Source organism: Clostridium boliviensis, from assembly GCF_033342255.1.
GTDB classification, from domain to species: Bacteria; Bacillota; Clostridia; order Lachnospirales; family Lachnospiraceae; genus Lacrimispora; species Lacrimispora boliviensis.
Genome location: NZ_JAWONS010000221.1, coordinates 20,262 through 46,721, shown reverse-complemented (window position 1 = coordinate 46,721; position 26,460 = coordinate 20,262). Strand labels below are relative to the sequence as shown.

The window sequence follows — 26,460 nt, the reverse complement described above, 5'->3', positions numbered from 1 at the left end:
ATAGGTATATGGAGGAAGTAATATGGCATATAAAAAAGAGCTTTGGGGAAACATGCCGGATGGCAGAGAAGTGTATCTGTATACACTGGTGAATGAAAACAGAGTTTCTGCTTCATTTACAAATCTGGGTGCAGTTTGGGTAACTATGATTGTGCCTGACAAGAGCGGAAAGGAGACAGATGTGGTATTAGGGTTTGATTCCGTATCTGATTATCTGCTCAACCCGCCTCATTTTGGAGCTCCCATTGGAAGAAATGCCAACCGTATTGCCGGTGCAAAGTTTACGATTAATGGGAAGGAATACAAACTTACGGCTAATAACAGCACTAATAACTTACATAGTGGTCCGGATCTTTACCGAACGCGTCTGTGGGACAGCGAAGTAGAAGTAAATGAGATTGGAACCAGTGTGAGCTTTTCTCTGTTTTCGCCAGATGGAGATCAGGGATATCCCGGCAATGCCAATATTACCATAACGTATACCCTGACAAACGATAACAGCCTGGAGATCTCTTATCATATGATCTGCGATGAGGATACGGTAGCAAACTTTACCAACCACAGCTATTTTAATCTGGATGGACATGATGCCGGAAATGCATTAAAGCAGCGTGTCTGGATAGATGCCGATACATATACAAGAGCCGATGAGATTTCAATTCCCACCGGAGAACTTACTCCGGTAAAGGGAACGCCCATGGATTTCACCACCATGAAACCAATTGAACAGGATTTTCGTTCAGATTATGAAGCTCTTGTTTTTGGGAATGGATATGACCATAACTGGGTGCTCAATCATCCGTTAAAGGAGCTGGCGTTAAGTGCAGCCGCAGAGTCGGATCAGACGGGTATCCGGATGGAAGTATACACAGATCTTCCAGGTATGCAGTTTTATACCGCTAATTTCTTAAATGACCAGATGACTGGAAAAGGCGGTGCTGTTTATAACAAACGCTGCTGTTACTGCTTTGAAACCCAGTATTATCCGAATGCAGTGAATACACCTGAATTTCCGTCCCCAATCTTAAAAGCAGGGCAGGAATATCAGACAACGACTATATACAAATTTTCCACAATTCAGTAAAGAACTGATAAAAACTCAGGGACGCAGATGACTGCGCCCCTGTACCTTTGTGAAAGGATGCTTTTCGTATACATATGAATAAAGTGAATGAAAATGGAATAAAGGCACTATCAGTCATGGGACTGATTATCACGACGATTATCTGGGGAAGTGCGTTTGCCGTGATGAAAAATTCGGTAGATGTTATATCCCCGACCTATTTACTGGCATTGCGGTTTACCATCGCGTTTGCGGCACTTGCTGCAGTATTTTGGAAGCGGTTAAGGAGAGTGGGGAAAAAAGAACTTCTCTGCGGAGTGATTCTTGGCTTTTTTTTATTTACCAGTTATTTTTTTCAGACCTATGGGCTTAAGTACACCACTGCCAGTAAAAATGCATTTATAACCACTCTATACGTGATTCTGGTTCCATTTTTACATTGGTTTTTTAATAAGAAAAAACCACTAAAGAACAATGTGGGAGCCGCTGTTATTGCTGTCATCGGACTGGCTTTTATATCGCTTGAGGGAGATTTAAGCGTGAATGTGGGAGATTTACTGACTCTTATTTGCGGGCTGTTTTTCGCTTTCCACATCGTTTTTGTCGGGCGGTATGCAGAAACTTATGATCCTATTCTAATGACCGTGCTGCAGATGGGCGTGGCGGCCGGGTTAAGCTGGGTTATTGCTCCTTGTCTGGAGGGAAGTCTGAAACTGACTGTAATCGACCAATCGATGGCCATCAGTCTTTTATATCTTGGTATTTTCAGTACCATGATCTGTTTCCTTCTTCAGAATATGGGACAGAAGCATTTAAGCCCTAATACATCTTCAATTATTCTGTCCTTTGAGTCGGTTTTTGGATTGCTGTTCTCCGTATTTCTTCTGGGAGAGCCGGTAACTTTAAAGCTGCTTACAGGCTGCAGCCTGTTGTTCCTGGCTGTTATCCTGTCTGAATACAGAAAACCAGCAAAGCCATCTGCCTGATTTTAGATCTCCATACTCTTGCAGACATCTACCCATTCTTTTGCATGAGAAAACAGAAACAGTTCTTCATTTGTAAGTTCTATGGCAGAATTAGAACTGCCGGCAGCTGGAAAAACAGAAGAAAATCTCTGAAGTGACACATCTAAGTAGGTGGCTGCACAGTCCGGATTAGCAAAGGGACATACGCCCCCGATCTCATGACCGGTCAAGGCCGCCACTTCGTTTGCTGCCAGCATTTTTGATTTAATTCCAAATGTTTTTTTGAATTTTGCATTATCAATTTTCATGTCTCCAGCTGTTACCACCAGAATGCAGCGGTTTTCTTCGTGGGCGTGAAAGGACATGGTTTTGGCAATTCTTGCAGGAATTACGTCAAGTGCCTTTGCCGCTAATTCTACAGTTGCACTGGAAACTGGAAACTCCATAACATCACTGTCTCTTCCGGATTCTTTAAAATATTCTTTTACCTTCTGTATTGACATAAGACGAACACTCCTTTGCTTTAATGTAATAGAATTTTAAGTAAATTGTTAATCATTGTACCATTGATATTCAATTTTATCAATGTTATAATAAATTTTGATGTGCCTTTTGGTGAGAGTTGTCAGAAATATTTGCTATTCATGAAGTTTAATGGTATAATAGAACGGTTACTATCACAAAGCAGTAGGGAGTTTTATGTCAAAATCGTTATATATCGCAGAAAAACCAAGTGTGGCCCAGGAGTTCGCAAATGCGCTTAAGATCAACGGAAGACGCAGCAACGGATACTTGGAAGCTGACCAGGTAATTATCACCTGGTGCGTGGGACATCTGGTCACGATGAGCTATCCGGAACGTTATGATCCTAAATATAAGCGATGGAGCCTGTCCACCCTGCCGTTTCTTCCAAAAGAATTTAAATATGAAGTGATTCCAAACGCAGCCAGGCAATTTGAAATTGTGAGCGGTCTGCTGAACCGGACTGATGTGGATACAATCTATGTCTGTACTGACTCCGGAAGAGAAGGAGAATACATATACAGACTGGTTGCCCAGATGGCAGGTGTGAATCAGAAAAAGCAGAAGAGAGTCTGGATTGATTCTCAGACAGAAGAAGAAATTTTAAGAGGTATACGTGAGGCAAAGGACGAGGCGGAATATGATAATCTTTCGGCTTCCGCATATCTGCGTGCAAAAGAAGATTATCTTATGGGAATTAATTTTTCACGATTGCTTACACTAAGATATGGGCAGCATATATCAAATTATTTAAAGAGCGGGAAGAATACCGTTATTTCTGTCGGGCGGGTTATGACCTGCGTAATGGGAATGGTGGTACGGAGAGAACGGGAGGTCCGGGATTTTGTAAAGACACCGTTTTACCGTGTGATCGGTACGTTTACCAGAGAAGATCTGGATTTTGACGGGGAATGGAAGAGTGCGCCAGGTTCTAAGTTTTATGAATCACCTTATCTTTACAAAGAGAATGGCTTTAAAGAACGAAAGCATGCGGAAGAGTTAATTGAGAGACTTTCTCAGGCAGATCCCATGGAGGCATCTGTCGTTTCAGTGGAAAAGAAAAAGGAGACTAAGAATCCGCCGCTCCTTTATAATCTGGCTGAGCTTCAGAATGACTGTTCTAAGATGTTTAAGATCAGTCCTGATGAGACACTGAAAGTAGTTCAGGAACTTTATGAGAAGAAGATGGTCACTTACCCCAGAACGGATGCCAGGGTTCTTTCTACCGCAGTGGCCAAAGAGATTCACAAGAATATCAGCGGCTTAAATGGATTCGAGCCTTTAGCGGAGGCTGCAAAAGAGGCATTAAACCGGGGAGCTTATAAGACGATCGATAAAACCCGATACGTCAACGACAAGCAGATTACAGACCATTATGCTATTATTCCCACTGGTCAGGGTCTTTCGGCCCTAAGAGGCTTAACCCCTCTGGGAGCAAAAGTTTATGAAGTTATTGCCAGAAGGTTTTTGAGTATTTTCTACCCGCCCGCCATTTATCAGAAGTATGCGCTGGAACTGGAATCAGACAAAGAACACTTTTATACAAATTTCCGGGTAATGCTGGAAGCAGGATTTTTAAAAGTGGCGGATGTGTCCGGCAGCAGAAAAAAAGTAGATGAGAAGGCTTCAGATGCCTCTACTGAAAGTGAAAATCAGGATGAGAATAATTCAGAGACATCACAAAAACAAATGGACAATCCTGCATTTATTGCCATGCTTGGCTCGTTGAAAAAGGGAATGAAGCTTCCAATTAAAAATCTGGTTATCAAAGAAGGAGAAACCTCTCCGCCAAAACGCTACACATCAGGATCTATGATTCTCGCTATGGAGAATGCGGGACAATTGATTGAAGACGAAGAACTGCGTGCCCAGATTAAGGGCAGCGGGATCGGTACCAGTGCGACCAGAGCAGAGATTTTAAAAAAGCTGTTTCATATTGGCTATCTGTCACTGAATACCAAAACCCAGGTAATTCTTCCTACTTTGTTAGGAGAGATGATTTTTGATGTGGTGAACGCCTCCATCAGACAGCTTCTTAATCCCGAGCTGACCGCCAGTTGGGAAAAGGGATTAACCTATGTATCAGAGGGCAGCATAACCTCAGAAGAATATATGCAGAAACTGGAGAATTTTGTTGCCGGACGTACCGCTTGGGTATTAAAGCTTAATAATCATTACGATCTGCGTAATGTATTTGATGCTGCGGCAGCTAATTATAAAAAACAGAAATAGGAGATTATAATATGAAAAAAGAAGATATGACAAACCAGGACCTATTTGATACCGACCATACATTGGCCAAATTATTATTTGAACAGACCACTTATCCATGGGAAATCATCCCTAAGATCAGCGAATTTATCGTTTCTCTGGGACAGCGTCTTCCAAAAGATGAATATGTGCATGTAGGAAAAGCAGTCTGGATTCATAAGTCTGTTAATCTTCCGCCAACAGCTTGTATGGGTGAGAACGTGATTATCGGAAAGAATGCTCAGATCCGTCATTGTGCATTTATCAGAGGTAATGCAATCATCGGTGACCGCGTAGTCGTTGGAAACTCATCTGAAATAAAGAATTCCATTCTTTTTGATGAAGTGCAGGTTCCTCATTTCAACTATGTTGGAGATTCTATTTTAGGATATAAGTCTCATATGGGCGCATCCTCCATTGCTTCTAATGTAAAAACAGATAAATCTCTTGTGACTGTACATGCAGAAGATGGAGACATCGAAACTGGTCTTAAGAAGTTTGGCGCAATTCTTGGTGATTATGCAGAAATCGGCTGTGGTGCTGTTTTAAATCCTGGTACAGTGATCGGACCAAAGGCAGCTGTTTATCCGCTTTCTTGTGTCAGAACCTGTGTAGATGGCAATAAGATCTACAAAAACCAGGGAGAAATTGTAGAAAAAAATATAACTGAGGAATAAATTTGAGATGAACGAAAGAAAACACACCCAGGAGGGGAAAGAAAAATTCGGTTCCAGAATTGGATTTATTCTTGCTTCTGTCGGGTCGGCGGTTGGCATGGGAAACATCTGGATGTTTCCCTACCGCCTGGGACAGTATGGAGGTGCTGCCTTTTTACTGGTATATTTTGGCTTTATATTTTTGTTCGGTCTTGTTGGCTTATCCGGTGAGTTTGCATTTGGCAGACTCACCGGCACTGGTCCCATCGGTTCTTATGACTACGCGTTAAAGACAAGGGGTAAACGGGGTGGATCTTTTCTGGGAGCGGTTCCTTTGATCGGTTCATTCGGTATTGCCATTGGCTATGCGATTATCGTGGGCTGGATTTTAAGATATTTATGGGGTTCCTTATCCGGTGTTATATTAAAAGAAGAAACAGCAGATTATTTTTCCAGGGCAACAGGGCATTTTGGAAGTGTACCCTGGCATCTTATCGTTGTGATCATAACCGTAACCGTACTGGCAGGCGGGGTATTAAAAGGGATTGAGAAAGTGAACGCAATTATGATGCCTGCTTTTTTTGTCCTTTTTTTACTGATTGCAGTCCGTGTTTTCTTCCTTCCGGGTGCATTGGAAGGATATAAATATCTTCTGATACCAAGGTGGGAGCTTTTAAAAAAGCCGGAAACCTGGGTTATGGCTATGGGGCAGGCATTTTTTTCTCTGTCGATTACAGGATCAGGAATGGTGATTTACGGAAGCTATCTGGACAAAAAAGAGAATATACCCAAAGCGGCTGTTACCACTGCTTTTTTAGATACCATTGCCGCTCTATTGGCAGGTTTTGCTATTATTCCGGCAGTGTTTGCATTTCAGATGGATCCGGCCAGCGGACCGCCGTTAATGTTTATTACCTTACCGAAGGTGTTTGCAAAGATACCAGCGGGCAGAGTGATAGCAGTATTATTTTTCCTTTCCGTACTATTTGCAGGAGTCACATCTCTGGTGAATATGTTTGAAGTCTGCTCCGAAGCGATTCAGACACACTTACATGTTCCGAGGAAAGCAGCCATTGCATTTGTAGGCTCCATCGTATTCATCATCGGTCTTTTTATTGAATATGAACCGTATATGGGTGCCTGGATGGATTACATCACCGTTTATGTGGTACCATTTGGTGCGGTGTTGTGTGCTGTAATGATTTACTGGGTGTTAAAGAAGGAGACAATCCTGGAAGAGTTAAATAAGGGACGGGATAAACCTCTTGGGTCTTATTTTATTTTTACAGCGAAGTACATTTACGTATTACTGGCACTGCTTGTATTCATATTAAGTATTGTATATAAGGGAATCGGCTGATTTCTTTTTCACATAATAACAGCCCGGTATGTTCTGCCTGAGAAGGCAATCATACCGGGCTGTTTATTTTAATCCTATTTTGTTCCGAATATACGGTCGCCAGCGTCTCCGAGACCTGGGCAGATATAAGCGTTTTCATTTAACTGACGGTCCAGATGTCCTACATAGATCTGGATATCCGGATGTGCCTCATGAAGCCGTTTTAAGCCTTCCGGAGCAGCGATAATGGCCATGAATTTGATGTGTTTTCCGCCGTACTGCTTGATAAAGTCAACAGCCGCAATAGCAGATCCGCCGGTTGCAAGCATAGGATCAGTAACAACAATGGTTCTCTGTTCGATGGGGCTTGGGAGCTTGCAGTAATACTCATGGGGCTCATGAGTTTTTTCATCCCTGTATAATCCGATATGTCCTACCTTGGCAGACGGTACAAGTGCCAGAATTCCGTTAACCATCCCAAGACCAGCTCTGAGGATTGGAACAATAGCCATCTTTTTACCGGCAATCATGGGAGTCATACAGGTCTCAATGGGAGTTTCCACCTCCACATCCTGTAAGGGAAGGTCCCTTAATGCTTCAAATCCCATCAGCATGGCGATTTCCTCAATCAAAGCACGGAATTCGTTGGTACCTGTTTTCTTGTCTCGTAAAATTGAAATTTTATGCTGAATAAGCGGGTGGGTAAAAACTGTTACGTTGTCCATAATTGAATCCATAATAAGTTAATTCCTTTCTTTAATCTCTTGCTGTATCAGGAGTTTCAGGCAATATCAGGTTCATAAAGACACCTATGATAACAGCGATGAAAAGACCTGAGATGTTTAATGTTACAGAGCCTATTACAATGTTAAGCCCTCCAAGCTGGGCAAGTCCCAATCCAAATACCAGGATAAGTCCAACGATGGTTAAATTTCTGCTGTGTGTAAAATCTAAATCGGATTCTGCCAGAGAACGGATTCCCACAGCAGCAATCATTCCAAACAGCATGATCTCCACACCGCCTTTTACCGGACCCGGAATTGTCTGAAGGATAGCGCCAACTTTTCCGAAAAGTCCCAGAATAATGGCAAATACGGCAGTGACACGAAGAAGTCTGGGGTTGTAGTTTTTGGTAGTTGCCAGAACGCCGGTATTCTCAGAATAAGTCGTGTTGGCAGGTCCGCCTAAAAATCCTGCAAACAGGGTAGCAACACCGTCACCCATTAATGTGCGGTGAAGTCCTGGATCCTTTAGGAAATCTTTGCCTACAACCGTGCCGTTGGTGGTGATGTCTCCAATATGTTCCATAAATGTAACGCAGGCAATGGGTGCGATGGAAAGTATGGCACCTAAACTGAATTTTGGAACTGACATAAATGGTACACCGTTTAAATCCTTTGTTACAAATGGGATATTAATCCATGATGCAGCTGTAATAGCAGAATAATCCATGTGGTAAATACCCAATGCTCCTAAAATGATGCAAAGGATATAACCTGCCGCTATTCCGATGAGAATCGGAACCAGCTTGAAAAAACCATGAGCGAAGATGGAACAGAGAATTACTACGAATAATGTAAATATCGCAATTCCCAGATTCAGCGCAATAGCAGGTGTTACTCCGTCAGCCAGGCTTAAATTACCAGTTGCATCACTGACTGCCGTACCTGCCAGATTGATTCCTATGACTACAATTACAGGACCAGTTACAACAGGAGGAAAAATCTTCTTGATTTTTTCTGCACCAATAATGTATGCGATCAGGGAGAAGAGAAGATAAACCAGACCGGCAAAAATAATTCCACCCTGTACTAAAGGTACGTTCTCAGGGATCACGGTTCCTTCTGGTCGGATAATTGCAGAAACTGCGGCCAGAAATGCGAATGAAGAACCAAGAAACACAGGAACCTTAAATTTAGTACAGCAGTGGAATATTAAGGTGCCAACGCCTGCAGAGAATAATGCCAGCGATGGATTGAGACCTGTCAGTAAGGGTACCAGCACGGTTGCGCCGAACATGGCGAAAAGATGCTGAATGCTGAGCAGATAGTCTCGGGTTGTCAATTTTGCGTTGTTACTCATGATAATACCCCGTTTCTTTTTATTTTTCCGTCCTATTTTATCAGAGAAAGGGATAATTAGCAACTATTTTTGTTATTTTGTCTCAGGAGTATATTCAATAAGCGCAAAATCCCCCAAAGCATGAGGTACTGGTATAGAAACAATAATGGTTCCCTTATCCTCATAACTAAAGGATTCTGGAAAAACAGAGCTTTCTGTCTGCGGCTGTCCGGAAGAGAAATCAGCTTTCTGGAAAATACTGGTATACGTTTTTTCGTCCATACTGGTCCGCGCTTCCATCAGGGCATTGGTAAGTTCGCCAGACGTTTGATAAAACTTACACTGGTCAGAGAGCACATATTGTGCAAGGAGCTTTGGATCTACATAATCAGACAGTCTGATGTTTTGGAGTGTTTTTAAATCCACTACGCTGGTATAATACACATTCGTGGGATGAGCGGCCCCGTCGGCAGACAGCATTCCGGTATAGACAATACTGATCCTGTTTCTGTCGGCAGAAATAATATCTGCGCTGACGTTGAGACTGTCTTTTGTGGGATCAATGGAATATGCTTTGATGATTTCCAGCGCATTGTTTTTTAAAAGAGCGTTGACTGCCTCTAATTTGGATTCATCTGCTGATTGGGTAAGGACTGGATACTCAATCGTCACCTTGTCATTCTTAAAAATGTAAACAGCGGTATCAATTACTGATTTTGCGTCTGTGCTTAAGCTGGTGCTTTCTGACTCATTCTGGACCTCTATGGCAGTGGTGGTAAGATTCTCTGCAGAAGAACTTACGGTTGTCTGAATGCCTGACAAATCTGGTGTTACATAGTTTCGGTGGCTGCACCCGGAAAGTGTCAGCGCGGACAGAAGGGAAGTTATTAAAAGAATATGATGTTTCATAATTATCACCTCAGATCAATTTGTTTTTTCTTATAGCAGTATATCATAATACTGGAATCTTTTCTGGAATATAAGATAAAATTAAGGAAAATGCAGGATAAATATGAAAAAAAGAGAAAAGACCCCGCAAACCTACTGAATTCAGTTTGCGAAGTCCTGATCCCTGCCAAGGGTGTAGTGCCGGCAGTGGGACTTGAACCCACACGATGTTGCCATCAACGGATTTTGAGTCCGCCTCGTCTGCCATTCCGACATGCCGGCCTGCTCTTACAACGTTCATTATTCTATCACAGGATTTTCCATTTGGCAAGTATTTAAATTGAAAATCGGCAAAATATATTGTATGATAGATAAAAGCTATTGGTAAGGAGGTGTCTGGGCGATGACATGTAAAGAAGCAGAACGTTTGGTTATACCATATATAAACGGGCAATTGACAGATGAAGAACTAGAGGAGTTCCTGGAACATACGAAAACCTGTGCAGATTGTATGGAAGAACTGGAAATATATTTTACCATAGAGGCAGGAATCATGCAGTTGGATTCAGAAACCGGGAACTATAATATCAAGGGAGCTCTTGAGGCTGCATTAGAACAGTCCAGACAAAGGCTTCAATTAATACGGTTGATTAAAATAGCAAAATATGCAGTATCTACCGTGAGTGTCATGGCACTTATCATTACAGTCCTTCTTCAGTGCAGAATCTGGCTGCAGTCGGGCTTGCTTGGATAGGAGAACAGATGAACAGAAAAAAAACAGTACTGATTGATGCAACCAGTATGCTGGAGAATGCTTATTATGCACTTCCAGCCGATTGCGTAAAAGGAATACGCAATGTTGTGGTTCGTATAATAGAAGAAAAACAAACTGAGTATATGGCAGCGGCATTTGGCAGTGCTCGCAGCAAAAAGACGACATCACAGGATTTTAAGGAAAAAGAAGAACTGTTAAAAGAAACATTTCATTCTCTGAACATTCCTGTATATACCGTTGAGGGAGCGCGGGGGAAAGACCTTATTTCTTCCCTGGCGAAGAATTGTGAGGCGGATGGAAAAGAGGTTGTTGTGCTGACTGGCAGCGAGGAACTTCTGATAACTGTAAAAGAGCATGTAACTGTCTGGATTCCGGACCTGGGAGAACAGGGGCTGGAATTAAAAGCCTGGTCTGCCGATGAAGTTAAGGAACGATTCGGTCTGGACCCTGAACAGTTAAACGATGTATTTGCTCTGGAACGAGGGGCAGATTTTGGACGTAAAACGGCTTGCAGGTTAATTTCGCAATATGGTTCTCTGCAACCCCTTTATCAGCAAAAAGAGAATGTACAGTCAAAACAAATACAGGATGCCCTGGTTCAATACGAGAAGCAGATAATAAAAGAGGCGGAAGAACTTGTTATCAGTAGTGATTACGACCTCCACTTAGATGAGACGAAATCCATTGCTGAGACAGAGATTTCTGAAATTATGGAGATGGATTTTGAACCGGCCCAATTTCCGGAAGAAGGACAGGAACCCACTTCCTCTGGATGGCTGATAAAAGAAGCTGCATCTCTTTCTGAAGCAGAAGCTGTTTTTGCAGGATGCAGCGCAGGCAGCAGTGTGGGTATGCAGCTGGCAGGAAAGGATAAAGAAATTACTGCTCTGGCTCTATGTCTGTCAAGTGAGGAATGCTGGTGTATTACTGCCCAGGAGGAGATCACGTCCCATTATCTGAAGGAAAAGGCACAGGAGGTGTGTAAACGGGCAGAAAAAGTTACATTTCTTGATTTAAAAAGCCAGCTTCCGTTTTTGAATCTGAATGAGGAAAAAACAGTGTTTGATGCATCAGTTGCAGCATATTTGATGGACCCTCAGAAAAGTTCCTACGAATATCATGAACTTGCAGAGAGCTACCTTCAGTTATCCCTCCCTTCTCAAACAGAACTGTTGGGGAAACGTTCAATAAGCCAGTCGATGATTGAAAATCACCAGCAGGCAGTTACCTGTATCTGTTCGATGGCAGCCGTTTCTTTTCTGTGCGGAACGATTTTGAGTGAAGAACTGAAAAAGACGGAAATGGAACAGCTGTTTTATGAGATTGAGATGCCGCTGATATTCAGCCTGTTTTCTATGGAAGAAACAGGTATCCGTGTAGAGCGGGACAGATTGAAAGAATACGGAGACAGGCTGAAGATCAAAATCAAAGAAACAGAACTGAAAATATATGAGCAGACAGGTGAGACCTTTAATATCAACTCACCCAAACAGCTGGGAGAAGTCCTTTTTGAAAAGATGAAGCTTCCAGGTGGGAAAAAAACAAAAACAGGTTATTCCACTGCTGCGGATGTGCTTGAAAAACTGGCTCCTGACTATCCGGTCATAAGCCTGATTCTGGATTACAGGCAGCTGACAAAGTTAAATTCTACCTATGCCGATGGCCTGGCTGCCTATATCGGTTCGGATGAACGGATCCACGGCACCTTTAATCAGACGATTACTGCTACCGGCAGAATCAGCAGTACAGAACCTAATTTGCAGAATATTCCTATCCGCATGGAACTGGGAAGAGAGATCAGAAAGGTTTTTGTTCCCGAAGAAGGCTGTGTTTTTGTTGATGCCGATTATTCTCAGATCGAACTGAGAGTGCTGGCTCATATGTCGGGGGATAAAAGACTGATCGGTGCCTATCAGCAGGCAGAGGATATTCACGCCATCACTGCCTCAGAAGTCTTTCATGTACCGCTTAACGAAGTGACCTCTCTTCAGCGGCGGAATGCAAAGGCTGTAAACTTTGGAATAGTATATGGAATCAGTTCATTTGGATTAAGCGAAGGCTTAAGTATAAGCAGAAAAGAAGCGTCGGAATATATTGAAAAATATTTTGAAACGTATCCCGGAGTAAAGGTTTTTCTTGATAAACTGGTGGCGGATGCCAAAGAAACCGGGTATGCAGTCAGTATGTTTGGAAGACGCCGTCCGGTGCCGGAACTGAAATCCTCTAACTTTATGCAGCGGTCATTTGGAGAACGTGCAGCCATGAATTCCCCTATTCAGGGAACCGCAGCGGATATTATCAAAATTGCCATGATCCGCGTGGATGGCGCATTAAAAAAACAGGGACTAAAATCCAGAATCGTTTTGCAGGTCCACGATGAACTTCTGATAGAAACCCACATGGAAGAACTGGACCAGGTAAAGAATCTGCTGGTGGAAGAGATGAAGCAGGCTGCAAAACTGGCAGTGCCTCTAGAGGTTGATGCCAATGTTGGAGAATCCTGGTTTGATGCAAAATAAAGGAAAGGTGGACTGTATGAAAGTAATTGGACTGACAGGCGGAGTGGGAGCCGGAAAAAGTCTGGTCCTGTCGATATTAAAAACAAAATTTAATGCGATAGTAATTGAATCGGACAAGGTAGCACATGAACTGATGATGCAGGGAGAAGAGGGATATTTTCGGTTAATCGAAGTGATGGGCGAAGTAATTCTTGATTCCGACGACATGATTGACCGTGCTGCATTGGGGAAAATGATTTTTAAAGAGAAATCTGCAAGAGAGCTGGTTAATTCCCTGATCCATCCTCTTGTATGGAAACGGATCGGAGAAAAAATTTCTGCTTCCCAAGCCGGGCTTATTGTGGTAGAATTTGCAATTATGGGTGAAGAAGCAAAAGACCTCTTCGATGAGATATGGTATGTACGTGCAAAAGAGGAGGTCCGAATCAGGCGCCTTTCACAGTACCGTGGTTATACGAAAGAGCGTTCGGAAGAAATCATCAAAAGTCAGGCCTCGGAGCAGGAGTATGCAGGGCTTTGTGACCAGATCATTGAAAACAATGGTTCTGTTATGGATTTAGAGAACCAATTAGGGGAAATATTAAAAAGCAGGGGATTGAAAACAATATGAGACTGGTAAGCATTGCTAGCGGAAGCAGTGGAAACTGCATTTATGTAGGTTCTGATACAACTCATATTCTGGTGGATGCCGGAATAAGCAACAAGAGAATTGAACAGGGCTTAAATGAAATCGGATTAAAAGGAAGCGAGCTCACTGGAATTGTGATCACTCATGAACACTCTGATCATACAAAAGGGCTGGGAGTTCTGGCCAGAAAATATGGTGTTCCTATCTACGGCACGAAGGAGACTCTGGAAGAGATTTCCAAACAGAAATATCTGGGAGAATACCCCCGGGAATTATTTTATGCGATTTGTCCGGATGTGGATTTTTTTGTGGGTGATTTAGAGGTCAAACCGTTTTCCATTGACCATGATGCGGCCAATCCGGTTGCTTACCGGATTCAGCATGAACATAAGTCCGTTGCAGTGGCAACGGATATGGGGCATTACAATCAGTACATTATCGAGCATCTGCAGGGACTGGATGCGGTTTTATTAGAATCCAATCATGATGTGAATATGCTTCAGGCAGGACCTTATCCATATTATTTAAAACGAAGAATATTAGGAGACCATGGTCATTTATCCAATGAAAATGCAGGACGGCTGCTGTGCTGCATTCTTCACGAGAACTTACAGAAGATTCTGCTGGGTCATTTAAGCAAGGAGAATAATTATGAAGAGCTTGCTTATGAAACCGTTAAGCTTGAAATCTCAGAAGGAGATAATCCATTTAAGGCATCTGATTTTTCCATAGCCGTTGCAAAACGGGATCAGATGTCGGAAATTATCACTATATAAAGAGGAGATGCATGATGAATAAGACGATTATTACAGTAGTTGGCAAAGACACAGTGGGGATTATTGCTAAGATTTGTACGTATCTTGCAAACAACCAGGTGAACATATTGGATATTTCCCAGACCATTGTACAGGGATATTTTAATATGATGATGATTGTTGACATGGATGAAGCAGCGAAGCCTTTTGGAGAGCTTGCAGATGAACTGGAGCAGATAGGCGATGTGATCGGTGTAAAGGTAAAATGTCAGAGGGAAGATATTTTTACAAAAATGCATCGGATCTGATTACGCAGTAAGGCTTAAGAAAAGGATGGGTTTTCAATATGTTGAATATGTTTGAAGTTAATGAGACCAATAAGATGATCGAACAGGAACTGCTGGATGTGCGTACCATCACCATGGGCATCAGCCTCCTTGACTGCTGCGACAGCGATTTACAGGCAGTAAATGAGAAAATTTACAAAAAGATTACCACTGTTGCTAAAAATCTGGTATCGGTTGGAAAAGAGATCGAGAAAGATTTTGCAATACCTATTGTAAATAAACGGATTTCAGTAACCCCCATTGCCATGGTTGGGGCCTCTGCATGTAAAACTCCGGAGGATTTTGTTACCATTGCACAGACGCTTGACCGCGCTGCAAAAGAAGTAGGCGTTAATTTTATCGGCGGATATTCTGCATTGGTCAGCAAGGGAATGACAACAGCAGACAAAAATCTGATCTGTTCCATTCCAAAAGCACTCGCTTGTACAGACCGCGTCTGCAGTTCTGTAAATGTAGGCTCTACAAAAACAGGAATCAATATGGATGCCGTTGCACTTATGGGCAGGATCGTCCTGGAAACAGCAGAAGAGACGAAAGAGAATGACTCTCTTGGCTGTGCAAAACTGGTTATATTCTGCAATGCGCCGGATGATAACCCATTTATGGCGGGTGCTTTCCATGGAGTAACAGAAGCAGATGCCATCATTAATGTAGGCGTCAGCGGACCGGGCGTGGTAAAGCGGGCGATTGAAACTGCCAGAGGAAAGGACTTTGAAGTTCTTTGCGAAACCATTAAACGGACTGCATTTAAGATTACCCGTGTAGGACAGCTGGTTGCACAGGAGGCTTCCAAAAGGCTGAATGTCCCATTTGGTATTATTGATCTTTCTCTGGCTCCCACGCCTGCGGTTGGTGACAGTGTGGCTGAGATTCTGGAAGAAATTGGTCTGGAACGTGTTGGTGCACCAGGAACCACAGCAGCTCTTGCTCTTCTCAATGACCAGGTAAAAAAAGGCGGTGTTATGGCTTCATCCTATGTAGGCGGTTTGAGCGGAGCCTTTATTCCAGTCAGTGAAGATCAGGGAATGATCGATGCGGTTGCCATGGGTGCTTTAAACCTGGAAAAGCTGGAAGCCATGACTTGTGTCTGTTCCGTAGGATTGGACATGATTGCCATTCCAGGAGATACTCCTGCTTCCACCTTATCAGGAATTATTGCAGATGAATCCGCAATCGGCATGGTGAATCAGAAGACAACGGCAGTTCGAATCATTCCGGTAATCGGCAAGACAGTTGGTGATACGGTTGAATTTGGCGGACTTTTAGGATATGCCCCTGTTATGCCTGTAAATCAGTACTCCTGTGAGGCATTTGTCAGCCGTGGAGGAAGAATTCCTGCGCCGATTCACAGTTTTAAGAATTAATTATGGAACAGATAGATAAGAGAAAACTGGCGAAAGCAATCGGAGAATTTCTTGATGAATTTCTGGTTCGCATCATTATCAGCAACCCGACTGAGAAACAGGGGATGTCGAAAGTGAAGATTCGTCCTCTGAAACAGAAGGAGCTGGTGCTGTTTCAAGCAGAAGAGTTGATAGGGAACCAGGCATTTCATAAGAATCTGCGGGAAGCGGAATGTGCAGACTATGTAACAGATTTACTGGATGGAACATTTCGGCAGATGGAACTGGAATCAGCCAAAGGACAGGTCAGAGTTTTGGTAAGTAAAAAAGGGGTGCCAGGAATTAAGGTAAAACGCACTCCGCAAAAAATAGTTGCAGCTCCCATTGTAACTGATCATAACAGGCAAAAAAACTATATATTAAAAGAAGGAACCCCTGTTCCGTTTTTGGTTGATCTGGGAGTAATGACAGAAGAAGGCAGGATCGTTAAGTCCAGATACGATAAATTCCGCCAGATTAACAGGTTTCTGGAATTTATTGAAGATATACTCCCAAGGCTCCATAAAGACAGAGAGAATGTGATTATTGACTTTGGCTGCGGAAAATCCTATCTGACCTTTGCCATGTATTATTATCTCCATGAGCAAAAAGGGTATTCGATCCGCATTATTGGTCTGGATTTAAAGCAGACGGTAATAGACAACTGCAACGGGTTAAGTGAAAGCTATGGTTATGAAAAACTGAGATTCTATCACGGTGACATCGCTTCTTATGAGGGTGTGAATCAGGTTGATATGGTTGTCACACTTCATGCCTGCGATACTGCCACTGACTTTGCACTTGCAAAAGCAGTACGGTGGGGAGCGTCTGTTATTTTATCCGTTCCCTGCTGTCAGCATGAACTCAATAAACAGATAGAAAACAGTCTGATGGCCCCTGTGCTGCAATATGGACTGATTAAGGAACGCCTGTCTGCCCTGTATACGGATGCACTTAGAGCAGAAATTCTGGAAAATCAGGGATACAGAACCCAGATACTGGAATTCATTGATATGGAACACACGCCAAAGAATATTTTGATTCGTGCTGTTAAGCAGGAAGAAAAGAAAGATAATCGGAAGCAGATTGATGAAATTATGGAATTTCTTCATGGTAATCTGACCCTTTATGATCTGTTTTTTAAAGAACAGACCAATGTAAAATAATGGGTGAAATTTACTGTTATATATGATATGATGGGTTTAATAATTGAAGGAGGAATGTTCATGCCTTTTATTAATTCAAAAGTAAATGTTACATTATCGGAGGAAGAAAAGGAACTGTTAAAAGAGAAGCTCGGGCAGGCGATCAGTCTGATTCCCGGCAAGTCAGAAAGCTGGCTGATGGTTGGCTTTGAAGATAATTATTCTCTTTATTTCAAGGGAAAGAACAATACGAAAATTGCTTTTATAGAAGTTAAAATTTTCGGGCATGCTGCTGATCGGGACCTTGACCACCTGACTGCTGAAATTTCCAGGATATATAAAGATGTATTGGGAATTGCACAGGATAAGATCTATATAAAATACGAGGAAGCAAATCACTGGGGCTGGAACGGATCAAACTTTTAAATTTAACTGTTGACACGTCAGACAGGGGAATGGCTTATGGAACTTTGGGATATCTACGATGAGAACAGAGCGGCAACCGGAAGGACACATGTTCGCGGGATTGCGCTAGGTAAAGGAGATTATCATCTGGTGGCTGATATCTGGACTGTAAATCAGAAGAATCAGATTCTACTGACCAAACGGCATCCGGATAAGCCATATGGTTTAATGTGGGAGTGTTCCGGAGGTTCTGTGCTTGCAGGAGAATCAAGCGCAGAAGGAGCATTAAGAGAACTTTTTGAAGAAGCTGGTATTCATGCTGATAAAGAAGATTTAAAACTGATTCATAGCATTCGCCAGAAGGAGAGGTTTGTAGATACCTATATTACCAGACAGAACATTACCATAGAAGATGTTAAGCTGCAGAAGGAAGAAGTTGTTGATGCCAGGCTGGTAACCTTTAATGAACTGCTTGATTTATGGAAGCAGGGGGTTGTGGTACCGAAATCCCGCTTTCTTCTATATAAAGACAGTATCAAAGAATTCATCAATCCGCCGTCATAGTATGACGACGGATTGTGTGAATTCATTTTTGATTTTTATATCATATTTTGCCTGATATACAGTTTGATAGATATGTGAAGAATAAAAATCATGCCGGAGCATCGAGGAGGCTGCTCCCGTCAGGCTGGTTTTGGCGCCTGCAGTCTTGGCTATGAGAGGGATGCTCCCTCTTTTTTTTATTTCCCCCATCAGAGATGCGGAGTCTTTTCTAAATCCCAGTATTCTCGCATAAGGTGCATAACCGGCCTGTCTGCCGTCTGCAGTCAGCTGATTTGTTGTGCCTGTAAGAATATGGAGCAATGCACGGCTGATTCTGGTATATGTGTATTGTCTTGTCTTTAGCTGATTAATCTTCTCTTCGAAGGAATGATAATCTGGAAGCTGTTTTATTATCCGGGCTGCCAGTTCCTCCGACACATCGGCAAAAATCTGAAACGGAATTCCTTCCATTGAAAGCCGGATCAGGGTTGTATTTAAAAGAAGGCTGAAATCGTCATAGAAAAGAGGCCTGCTCTCCATGATTTTACTTTTCACTGCATCAGGTACATACTGAAAGACTTCGGGATTTTCACTGGAAGAATTGCCTGATTCCTTCAACGCTTTTCTCAGTCCGGTAGCGGAGCAGAATCGGTCAGGTGTGAGCTGATGATCATGGTATCCGCTGCCGTTTCTTGCAATGGTTACCGGAGTGAGAAAAGCGTGCTGTCTGCAGATTGCTTTTAAATATTCAATTCCTAAAATATTATTGGGTGATGCAAGGACTTTAGCATCTTCGTTACTGACTGCACCACTTGTGATCAGAGCGGTATTTCTTGCTTCGGGGAATGTGGCACCTTTTTTCAGCTGTCTGCGCAGTTCCTCTGAATAAACGGGCGGCTCCTTGGCGAGAATAGAAGCAATGGAGGAAAGTTTTTCCATATCCCCGCACTCACTGCCAAAGCATATGCTGTCAACGGCTCCAAGACCGTTTAACAGCGCAACAGCGCAGGAGGCAAAATCCTCCGCACTGCTGGTCGCAAATATGGAGGGAAGTTCCAGCACTAAGTCGGCCCCGCAGGAAAGCGCCATGGCAGTTCTGGTATATTTGTCGTAAATTGCCGGAGAACCGCGTTGTACAAAGTCACCGCTCATGACTACAACCACATACTCTGCATTGGTCAGTTCTCTGGCTTTTTTAATGTGATAGGCGTGTCCATTATGAAATGGATTATACTCGGCAATTATTCCGACAGCGTACGATTTTTTCTCTTTTATCATAAAAAACGTCCTTTTTCTTATTTTCAACCTATATTATGCTATTGTTTCGCAAAAAATGCAAATTATTTCGATACAACACTTGAAAATTTTCGGGAATGCTCATAGAATAGAGTGAGAATCAAGAAGAAACATTGATTAATGAGAACAGGAGAATAGATAAGTATGAATTTTATCGTTGAAACATCAGCTCGTCATGTACATTTATCTCAGGAACATCTTGAGATTTTATTTGGACAGGGATATGAATTAACCAAAAAGAAAGAATTATCCCAGCCAGGTCAGTTCGCTTGTGAGGAGAGAGTTGCTGTTGTTGGATCAAAAGGTGAATTCAAGGGAGTTTCCATTTTAGGACCAGTCAGAAAGTCCACCCAGGTGGAACTTTCTCTGACAGACGCCCGTTCAGCAGGAATTGCAGCACCAGTAAGAGAATCCGGAGATATTGCCGGCAGCGGACCTTGCAAGATAATCGGACCGGCAGGTGAAATTGATATTACAGAGGGCGTAATCGCTGCAAAGCGTCATATACATGCGACGCCTGCAGATGCAGAAAAGCTGGGTGTTAAAAACGGCGAAATTGTTTCTGTAAAAATTGACACAAATGGCAGAAGCCTTGTTTTTGGGGAGGTAGTAGTACGTGTAAGCGATTCTTATGCACTGGCTATGCACATCGATACAGATGAATCCAACGCAGCAGGCTGCGGCAGAGAACAGTACGGCGAAATTGTAAAATAATCAAAGGAGAATTTGGTTTTATGAAAATTTTAGTTATCAACTGCGGAAGCTCTTCCTTAAAATATCAGCTGATTGATATGACAAATGAGGGAGTATTAGCAAAAGGATTATGCGAAAGAATTGGTATTAACGGATCTAAACTGACTCACAAAGCAGAGGGAAAAGACGAATTTGAATTAGAGAAAGAGATGCCAAACCACACTGTAGCTATTCAGCTGGTTATGGATGCCCTGGTTGATCCTCAGCATGGAGTTATCAAAGATACCAGTGAAATTTCTGCAGTAGGACATCGTGTTCTCCATGCCGGTACCATTTACAGTGATTCCATCGTTGTGAATGAAGATGTTAAGAAAGTAATTCATGACTGCTTTGATTTAGGACCTCTGCACAACCCTGCAAACTTAATGGGTATCGAGGCATGTGAAGCAGCTATGCCTGGAACACCTAATGTAGCAGTGTTTGATACTGCGTTTGGTATGGGTATGCCGGAGAAAGCTTCTCTTTATGCTATTCCTCAGGAATATTATGAAAAATACAGCATCCGCCGTTACGGCTTTCATGGTACAAGCCACAGCTTTGTATCCAAAGAAACACTGGATTTCTGCGGACTGGATCATGAAAAAGGAAAAGTTATCGTTTGCCATTTAGGTAATGGAGCAAGTATCTCTGCTTCAATCGGAGGCAAATGTGTGGATACAAGTATGGGTCTGACTCCGTTAGAAGGTCTCATTATGGGAACCAGAAGCGGTGACATTGATCCTGCTGTTGTTCAGTTCATCTGCAATAAGGAAGGCAAAACCGTTAATGAAGTACTGGATATCTTAAATAAAAAATCTGGTATTCTTGGTATGTCCGGCGGAATCTCCAGCGACTTCCGTGATGTTCAGAAAGCACAGGCAGAGGGAAATCACCTGGCAGATACTGCAATAAATGCATATATCTACCGTGTAGCAAAATACATCGGCGCTTATACTGCAGCAATGAATGGTGTGGATGCCATCGCATTTACAGCAGGCGTAGGCGAGAATGATAAGCCGATCCGTGCAGGAATCTGTTCCTATTTAAGCTATCTTGGAGTAGAAATTGATGCAGAAGCAAACAGCCACAGAGGCAAACGCATGATGATTTCCGCACCGGATTCCAAGGTGAAAGTATGTGTGATCCCAACAAATGAAGAGCTTGCAATTGCAAGAGAGACAAAAGCTTTGGTATAATTCCTTAAATATTGGCACATTATAGTTTTTATAGTGTGAAATATGGAAATATTTTGTTGACAAATAGTGCGCCCCTATGTATAATAACATAGGTGCGTATTAGGAGATTATCATATGCAAATTAATTTAACCGAGTTGTTTACCCTGGAAGGGAAAGAGAAAACCTATACACCTGATATAGAGATGAAGACATATCATGGACCGAACGGAGATTATGAGATCGCAGATGCCAGACCGGTTGAGCTGCGGATTTACAATCTGGGCGGAAAGAAACTGGAACTGGAAGGGAAAGCAGAACTAACTTTGCTTATTCCTTGTGACCGTTGTCTGGAGCCTGTCCCTAATAAGCTGAGTTTCGATATCATTCGTACGGTTGATTTAAGCGAAACCGACAAAAAGGATGAAGAGGATCTCGATGAACAACCTTTTGTCAGTGGTTATTGTCTGGATGTAGACCAGTTGGTTTGTGATGAACTCATACTGAATCTGCCTATGAAGGTTCTCTGCAGCGAAGACTGCAAGGGAATTTGTAATAGATGTGGAACAAATCTCAATCATGAGACTTGTGACTGCGATGTTAGGTCTGTTGACCCGAGGATGGCAGTCATCCAGGATATTTTTAAACAGTTTAAGGAGGTGTAACCATGTCTATCTGTCCAAAGAATAAATCTTCTAAAGCTAGAAGAGACAAACGTAGAGCAAACTGGAAGATGAGCGCTCCAAACTTAGTGAAGTGCAGCAAGTGCGGTGAGCTTATGATGCCACACAGAGTATGCAAAGCTTGCGGTTCTTATAACAAGAAAGAAATCATTTCTGTTGCTGAATAATTTCAGTATAGGAATAGCTCAAAACATAAAAGGACAAGGATTCTGATTTTTCAGAGCCTTGTCTTTTCTTGTTTTATAAAGCTAATTTTGACAATAAGGCCGCAAGTATTTTGTTTTTTCTCATGATGTTCTGTGCTATACTGAAGGAAATATTTAATCAGCTTATGGGGGTGTAATATGGCACGAATTAAACTGCCGGAGATTTTTCAAAATGGAATGATTGTTCAACGCAATAAAAAGATAAAAATATGGGGAGAAGCTCTGGAAACAGAGAGGGTGACCATCAGTTTTTGCGGTGACAGCATTTCTGCAGAAGTCTGTGATGGGAAGTTTTATTGTGAGATTCCGGCAAAAGAAGCGGCATGCGGACAAAAGATTGAGATTTTTACAGATGGAAAAAAGGAGCCGGAGCTTACCCTGGAAGATGTCTTAATCGGTGATATTTACATAGCTGCCGGTCAGTCCAATATGGAATATTTTCTAAGATACGATGCCCATTGGAATGAGATAAAGGATTGGAAGCGAAATGACATGATTCGGATGTTTAACTGCAGAAGAATTGCTTATCCAGGACAGGTCAGGGAACTTCCGGATTGCGGGAGCTGGTTTAAGGAGCATGATTATCAGTGGGAGAGCTTTTCTGCTCCTGGTTACTGTTTTGCAAGAGCCATTCAGCCCGAGATTGATGTTCCGGTGGGAATAATAGGCTGTAACTGGGGCGGAACACCTGCCTGTGCATGGATGGATTCCTCTAATCTGACAGAGGAACCTCTTTCTGTATTTATGAAAGAATATGAGGATGCTTTACAGTGCGCTGATATAGATGAGATAAAGCAGAAAAGTCTTGAGGCATGGGCATATGAGGACTCTTACATGCACCAGATAGCGTGGAGAGCAATGATGTATGGCATGAATCAGCAGGATCAGGAACAGTGGATGAAGGAGAATGCGGGTGCTCCTGTACTGCCTATGGGACCTTATCATCATTACAGGCCTTCCGGATTATATGAACTGATGTTAAAAGAACTGGCTCCATTTCCTGTCAGGGGAGTGCTGTGGTATCAGGGAGAATCCGATGCCGGACATGGGGAGATCTATGATCAGACGTTTTCTTCGCTTATCCGATGCTGGAGAGATTTGTGGCAGGATGAACTGCCGTTTCTTTTTGTTCAGCTGGCTCCTTTTGGTAAATGGCTTGATATTGATGGACGGGATTATCCGGTGGTGAGAGAAAGTCAGGAACGGGTGGCTGACAATGTACCGGGTACAGGCATGATTTCCATAATGGATCTGGGAATGTATGAGGATATCCATCCAAAACAGAAAAAAGAAGTGGGAGAGCGGCTGGCTCTTTTAGCCAGGGGGCTGATTTATGGGGAGGATATTTTGTGCGAGTCTCCGGCATTTATGGAAGGAGAACGGGAGGGAAACTGGATCCGCCTGCGCTTTTCCCATACTGGAAATAGACTGTATATAAAAGGAGACACCATAAAAAGCTTATGCATCCGGCAAAATGGTATTCCAAGAGAAATAAAGGAATTGAGACTGGATCAGGATCTGCGTATACTCCTTGATCCGCTGACAGAAGAACCGGTTGAGATCGAATTTGCAAAAGAAGGATACTGTGAAGTTAATCTGTTTAATGAAGCAGATCTTCCGGCAAAACCATTTACTGCAGTCATTGAACAGGGGGGAATATGATAAAGATAATCAATCCAATTCAAAAGGGCTTCTATCCTGATCCATCCATATGCAGGGTTGGAAACGATTACTATATGGTTCATTCCACGTTTGCATACGCACCGGGAATTCCGGTATTTAAAAGTTCGGATTTAAAGAACTGGTGTTTAATCGGTCATGTGCTGGAGCGAAAAGAGCAGCTGCGCCTGTTTGGAGCTAATATTTCCAAGGGTATTTATGCGCCTGTTATCCGATATAATAAGGGATTGTTTTATGTAATAGCCACCAATGTATCCGGAGGCGGAAACTTTTATGTTACGGCAGTAAATCCCAAAGGACCGTGGTCGGATCCGGTATTTCTAAGGGATGCGCCGGGCATTGACCCAAGTCTTTATTTTGAGGGTGACTCCTGTTACTATATCGGACAGCGGACAAAGGAACAGCCGGCTTATTACGGAGATTGTGAGATCTGGATTCAGGAACTTGATTTAAAAGAAAAAAAGCTTGTTAAAAAACCGGTTGTTTTATTTGATGGAAGTATGAAGCGGACGATATGGGCGGAGGGACCTCATTTGTACCGAATCGGTCAGATGTATTATCTCTTTCTTGCAGAGGGAGGGACAGGATTTAACCACAGTATTTCAGTTGCGCGAAGCCAAAACCTGTTTGGTCCCTATGAGGCCTGCCCTAATAACCCTGTGCTGACACACCGCCATCTGGGCCATGATTATCCTGTGCAGAATATCGGGCATGGGGATCTGTTTGAGACGGCAGATGGCGAATGGTTTATGGTAATGCTGGGCACAAGACCTTTTCAAGGCTGCGCAGAGCTGGGGCGGGAGACATTTCTTGCCAGGGTTGTATGGGAAGATGGCTGGCCTGTAGTGAATCCAGGTGAAGGAAAGATTTTAGAATACATGGAATTGTCTGCGTCAGATGAGGAACAGACGGTAATGCCGTCTGCCGGAGACATTGAGTGGACACATCCCCTTGATATGCGCTGTATCGGGCTGAGGGATCATCCGGACCGCCTGCCTGTAATAATAACCGATGGCAGACTTAAGCTTCCTTTTCTCTCGGAAACAATCGAGGATCTGTCTGTTCCTGCATACATAGGAACCAGGCTTTTGTCCAGAAATTTCCTGACACAGGTTACGATTGAATCTGAACCTGCGGGATCAGAGGAGGCCGGGCTTCTTTATTTTTACAATGAAACTCATTATGTAAAAGTGATCATCCGGGAACGGAAAGAGCGTTTGGAGGCGGTCACTGTGATCAGAACAGGTGACGAACGGAAGGAATGGAGCAGAGCAGAGGTAAATGGGAAGATTCATGAGATATGTCTGAAGGGGCATAATCAGATACTTACTGTAGAAATTGACAGGCAGATAATCGGACAGCCCCTGGATGTGAGAGATCTCTGCTCAGAAAAAGCCGGTGGGTTTACCGGCTGTACAGTAGGCGTTTATGCATCTGCAGAGCATAAGGTCTCCGACCATTTTGCGGTATTTGGACCACTTCACCTTGATTTTGATAATTAACTGTGTGTATACATCTGCCGGAACTCTGTAGGAGTACAGGATTTTACGATTTTAAACATACGGATAAAAGCGGAGGGACTGGAAAAGCCGGAACGCAGTGCAACCTCAGTTACAGACAGCTGGGGATTGATCAGCAGTGTTTCGGCAACAGCAATCCGCTTTTTATTTACATACTTATAAAAAGAAATATTTGCAAATTGCTTAAACAGGCGGGAAAAGTGATATTTACTAAACCCAAGGAGAGCAGCAACTTCTTCCAGGGTCAATTCTTCCGTGCAATGGCTGCTGATGTAATTGCAGATATAAATGAATTTCTCCGCATATTTCTTCTGCTGGATATTTCCGATGTCCAGAGAACTGATCTGCTGGGTATGGTTACGTCCGATGAGAGCGAACATCTCCAAAAGCCTTGAATAGATCTTTGTCTCAGTCAAAGGCATGTCTTTTCTGTATTCTTCCATAATTTCCAGTGTATACCGGTAGAGCTGGTCGTGTATGGAGGGGAATAGTTCCGGGGTGACAAGATAAGTGGGGTTTAACAGTGTGAGTATGGACTCCAGCTCCTTGATCTCATGGAACATGGGAAGTTCAGCCTGAAAGATGATCCTGCGTCCTGATTTAGGTGCTTTTAAAGCGTGTATGACACCTGGGCAGATTAAAATAATATCGCCTGGTTTTAAATCAATGCTGTGTGTACTTAATACAATTGTATATTTGCCGGTAAGAGGCATAATGATTTCCAGGGGAGTATGCCAGTGTGAGGGATAGTCCTCTGCCTGGGTATTGTCATACAGGCGTATGTTGGTATATTCCTTGTAATTTACAGTCTCATGAGTTCCTTTCAGATTTTCAATCAATGTGATTCCTCCCCATAATCATTTGTGGTATTAAATAATTGCTTTCATATATAAAAAAATTATAAGATATACTACTGCAAATTACAAT

The 26,460-nt window shown here is 42.8% G+C and carries 26 protein-coding genes and 1 tRNA gene; 20 read left to right on the top strand and 7 right to left on the bottom strand.

The genetic code is table 11. The features are described 5' to 3' along the window. Positions 1–22 precede the first annotated feature (22 nt). On the top strand, positions 23–1,084 hold the full coding sequence (locus RZO55_RS14365; protein ID WP_318064956.1) for an aldose epimerase family protein: 1,062 nt from the start codon (positions 23–25) through the stop codon (positions 1,082–1,084). Between the two features lie 74 nt (positions 1,085–1,158). Further along, entirely contained in the window at positions 1,159–2,049 is an 891-nt protein-coding gene (locus RZO55_RS14360; RefSeq protein WP_318064955.1) for a DMT family transporter, read from the top strand. Between the two features lie 2 nt (positions 2,050–2,051). On the opposite strand, the gene RZO55_RS14355 is transcribed toward RZO55_RS14360, so the two are convergent. Beyond that, positions 2,052–2,531: a YbaK/EbsC family protein gene (locus RZO55_RS14355; protein WP_318064954.1), complete on the bottom strand. Its 480-nt coding sequence runs from the start codon at positions 2,529–2,531 to the stop codon at positions 2,052–2,054. 196 nt (positions 2,532–2,727) lie between these two features. On the opposite strand from RZO55_RS14355, the gene RZO55_RS14350 reads away from it, so the two are divergent. From RZO55_RS14350 to RZO55_RS14340, 3 genes are read left to right on the top strand one after another with little or no spacing between them, the layout of a single operon-like run. Further along, positions 2,728–4,782 carry a DNA topoisomerase gene (locus tag RZO55_RS14350; RefSeq protein ID WP_318064953.1) on the top strand — a complete coding sequence of 685 codons (2,055 nt, stop codon included), beginning with the start codon at positions 2,728–2,730 and terminating at the stop codon, positions 4,780–4,782. A gap of 11 nt (positions 4,783–4,793) precedes the next feature. Then, the gene (locus RZO55_RS14345; RefSeq protein ID WP_318064952.1) at positions 4,794–5,477 is read left to right on the top strand and encodes an acyltransferase; all 684 of its coding nucleotides are present in this window, start codon (positions 4,794–4,796) and stop codon (positions 5,475–5,477) included. 7 nt (positions 5,478–5,484) lie between these two features. After that, positions 5,485–6,816 (top strand): sodium-dependent transporter, encoded by a 1,332-nt coding sequence (locus tag RZO55_RS14340; RefSeq protein WP_318064951.1) that lies wholly within the window; start codon positions 5,485–5,487, stop codon positions 6,814–6,816. Positions 6,817–6,890: 74 nt separating this feature from the next. On the opposite strand, the gene upp is transcribed toward RZO55_RS14340, so the two are convergent. The 4 genes from upp to RZO55_RS14320 form a co-directional block, all read right to left on the bottom strand. After that, positions 6,891–7,520 (bottom strand): uracil phosphoribosyltransferase, encoded by a 630-nt coding sequence (upp, locus tag RZO55_RS14335; protein WP_318064999.1) that lies wholly within the window; start codon positions 7,518–7,520, stop codon positions 6,891–6,893. 31 nt (positions 7,521–7,551) lie between these two features. Further along, the gene (locus RZO55_RS14330) at positions 7,552–8,877 is read right to left on the bottom strand and encodes a uracil-xanthine permease family protein (RefSeq protein ID WP_318064950.1); all 1,326 of its coding nucleotides are present in this window, start codon (positions 8,875–8,877) and stop codon (positions 7,552–7,554) included. A gap of 72 nt (positions 8,878–8,949) precedes the next feature. Next, entirely contained in the window at positions 8,950–9,765 is an 816-nt protein-coding gene (locus tag RZO55_RS14325) for a polysaccharide deacetylase family protein (RefSeq protein ID WP_318064949.1), read from the bottom strand. A gap of 178 nt (positions 9,766–9,943) precedes the next feature. Next, positions 9,944–10,026: transfer RNA gene (locus RZO55_RS14320), tRNA-Leu, on the bottom strand. A gap of 121 nt (positions 10,027–10,147) precedes the next feature. Between RZO55_RS14320 and RZO55_RS14315 the strand changes: the two genes are divergently transcribed. Genes RZO55_RS14315 through RZO55_RS14275 form a run of 9 tightly spaced genes read left to right on the top strand, consistent with a single transcriptional unit; the run spans position 10,148 to position 18,264 of the window. Beyond that, complete coding sequence (locus RZO55_RS14315; protein WP_318064948.1) at positions 10,148–10,498, top strand: anti-sigma factor family protein; 351 nt, start codon at positions 10,148–10,150, stop codon at positions 10,496–10,498. Between the two features lie 8 nt (positions 10,499–10,506). Next, a complete protein-coding gene (polA, locus tag RZO55_RS14310; RefSeq protein ID WP_318064947.1) occupies positions 10,507–13,038 on the top strand; it encodes a DNA polymerase I in 2,532 nt (843 codons plus the stop codon). Between the two features lie 16 nt (positions 13,039–13,054). Then, a complete protein-coding gene (coaE, locus tag RZO55_RS14305) occupies positions 13,055–13,648 on the top strand; it encodes a dephospho-CoA kinase (protein ID WP_318064946.1) in 594 nt (197 codons plus the stop codon). Further along, the gene (locus RZO55_RS14300) at positions 13,645–14,442 is read left to right on the top strand and encodes an MBL fold metallo-hydrolase (protein ID WP_318064945.1); all 798 of its coding nucleotides are present in this window, start codon (positions 13,645–13,647) and stop codon (positions 14,440–14,442) included. The genes coaE and RZO55_RS14300 overlap by 4 nt, the downstream gene beginning before the upstream one ends. A 14-nt stretch (positions 14,443–14,456) precedes the next feature. Then, complete coding sequence (locus RZO55_RS14295; RefSeq protein ID WP_318064998.1) at positions 14,457–14,729, top strand: ACT domain-containing protein; 273 nt, start codon at positions 14,457–14,459, stop codon at positions 14,727–14,729. Positions 14,730–14,767: 38 nt separating this feature from the next. After that, positions 14,768–16,132: a PFL family protein gene (locus RZO55_RS14290; protein ID WP_318064944.1), complete on the top strand. Its 1,365-nt coding sequence runs from the start codon at positions 14,768–14,770 to the stop codon at positions 16,130–16,132. A 2-nt stretch (positions 16,133–16,134) separates the two neighbouring features. Then, complete coding sequence (locus RZO55_RS14285; protein WP_318064943.1) at positions 16,135–17,316, top strand: class I SAM-dependent methyltransferase; 1,182 nt, start codon at positions 16,135–16,137, stop codon at positions 17,314–17,316. Positions 17,317–17,376: 60 nt separating this feature from the next. Continuing rightward, on the top strand, positions 17,377–17,721 hold the full coding sequence (locus tag RZO55_RS14280) for a phenylpyruvate tautomerase MIF-related protein (protein WP_318064942.1): 345 nt from the start codon (positions 17,377–17,379) through the stop codon (positions 17,719–17,721). Between the two features lie 36 nt (positions 17,722–17,757). Continuing rightward, the gene (locus RZO55_RS14275; protein WP_318064941.1) at positions 17,758–18,264 is read left to right on the top strand and encodes an NUDIX hydrolase; all 507 of its coding nucleotides are present in this window, start codon (positions 17,758–17,760) and stop codon (positions 18,262–18,264) included. Here RZO55_RS14275 and RZO55_RS14270 read toward each other — a convergent pair. Further along, positions 18,259–19,521 carry a nucleotidyltransferase gene (locus RZO55_RS14270; protein WP_318064940.1) on the bottom strand — a complete coding sequence of 421 codons (1,263 nt, stop codon included), beginning with the start codon at positions 19,519–19,521 and terminating at the stop codon, positions 18,259–18,261. The genes RZO55_RS14275 and RZO55_RS14270 overlap by 6 nt on opposite strands. A 162-nt stretch (positions 19,522–19,683) precedes the next feature. On the opposite strand from RZO55_RS14270, the gene pduL reads away from it, so the two are divergent. The 6 genes from pduL to RZO55_RS14240 all read left to right on the top strand — a co-directional run bounded on the left by pduL (position 19,684) and on the right by RZO55_RS14240 (position 25,515). Next, on the top strand, positions 19,684–20,253 hold the full coding sequence (gene pduL / locus RZO55_RS14265; protein ID WP_318064939.1) for a phosphate propanoyltransferase: 570 nt from the start codon (positions 19,684–19,686) through the stop codon (positions 20,251–20,253). 20 nt (positions 20,254–20,273) lie between these two features. After that, entirely contained in the window at positions 20,274–21,467 is a 1,194-nt protein-coding gene (locus RZO55_RS14260; RefSeq protein WP_318064938.1) for an acetate/propionate family kinase, read from the top strand. 114 nt (positions 21,468–21,581) lie between these two features. Continuing rightward, positions 21,582–22,109 carry a YceD family protein gene (locus RZO55_RS14255; RefSeq protein ID WP_318064937.1) on the top strand — a complete coding sequence of 176 codons (528 nt, stop codon included), beginning with the start codon at positions 21,582–21,584 and terminating at the stop codon, positions 22,107–22,109. A 2-nt stretch (positions 22,110–22,111) separates the two neighbouring features. After that, a complete protein-coding gene (rpmF, locus tag RZO55_RS14250) occupies positions 22,112–22,294 on the top strand; it encodes a 50S ribosomal protein L32 (protein ID WP_097006282.1) in 183 nt (60 codons plus the stop codon). A gap of 177 nt (positions 22,295–22,471) precedes the next feature. Further along, positions 22,472–23,995, top strand: a complete 1,524-nt coding sequence (locus tag RZO55_RS14245) for a sialate O-acetylesterase (protein ID WP_318064936.1) — start codon at positions 22,472–22,474, stop codon at positions 23,993–23,995. Further along, positions 23,992–25,515: a glycoside hydrolase family 43 protein gene (locus RZO55_RS14240; protein ID WP_318064935.1), complete on the top strand. Its 1,524-nt coding sequence runs from the start codon at positions 23,992–23,994 to the stop codon at positions 25,513–25,515. The genes RZO55_RS14245 and RZO55_RS14240 overlap by 4 nt, the downstream gene beginning before the upstream one ends. Here the strand turns inward: RZO55_RS14240 and RZO55_RS14235 are convergent. Next, complete coding sequence (locus tag RZO55_RS14235; RefSeq protein WP_318064934.1) at positions 25,512–26,372, bottom strand: AraC family transcriptional regulator; 861 nt, start codon at positions 26,370–26,372, stop codon at positions 25,512–25,514. The two genes, RZO55_RS14240 and RZO55_RS14235, sit on opposite strands and share 4 nt — an antisense overlap. Positions 26,373–26,460: the final 88 nt, after the last annotated feature.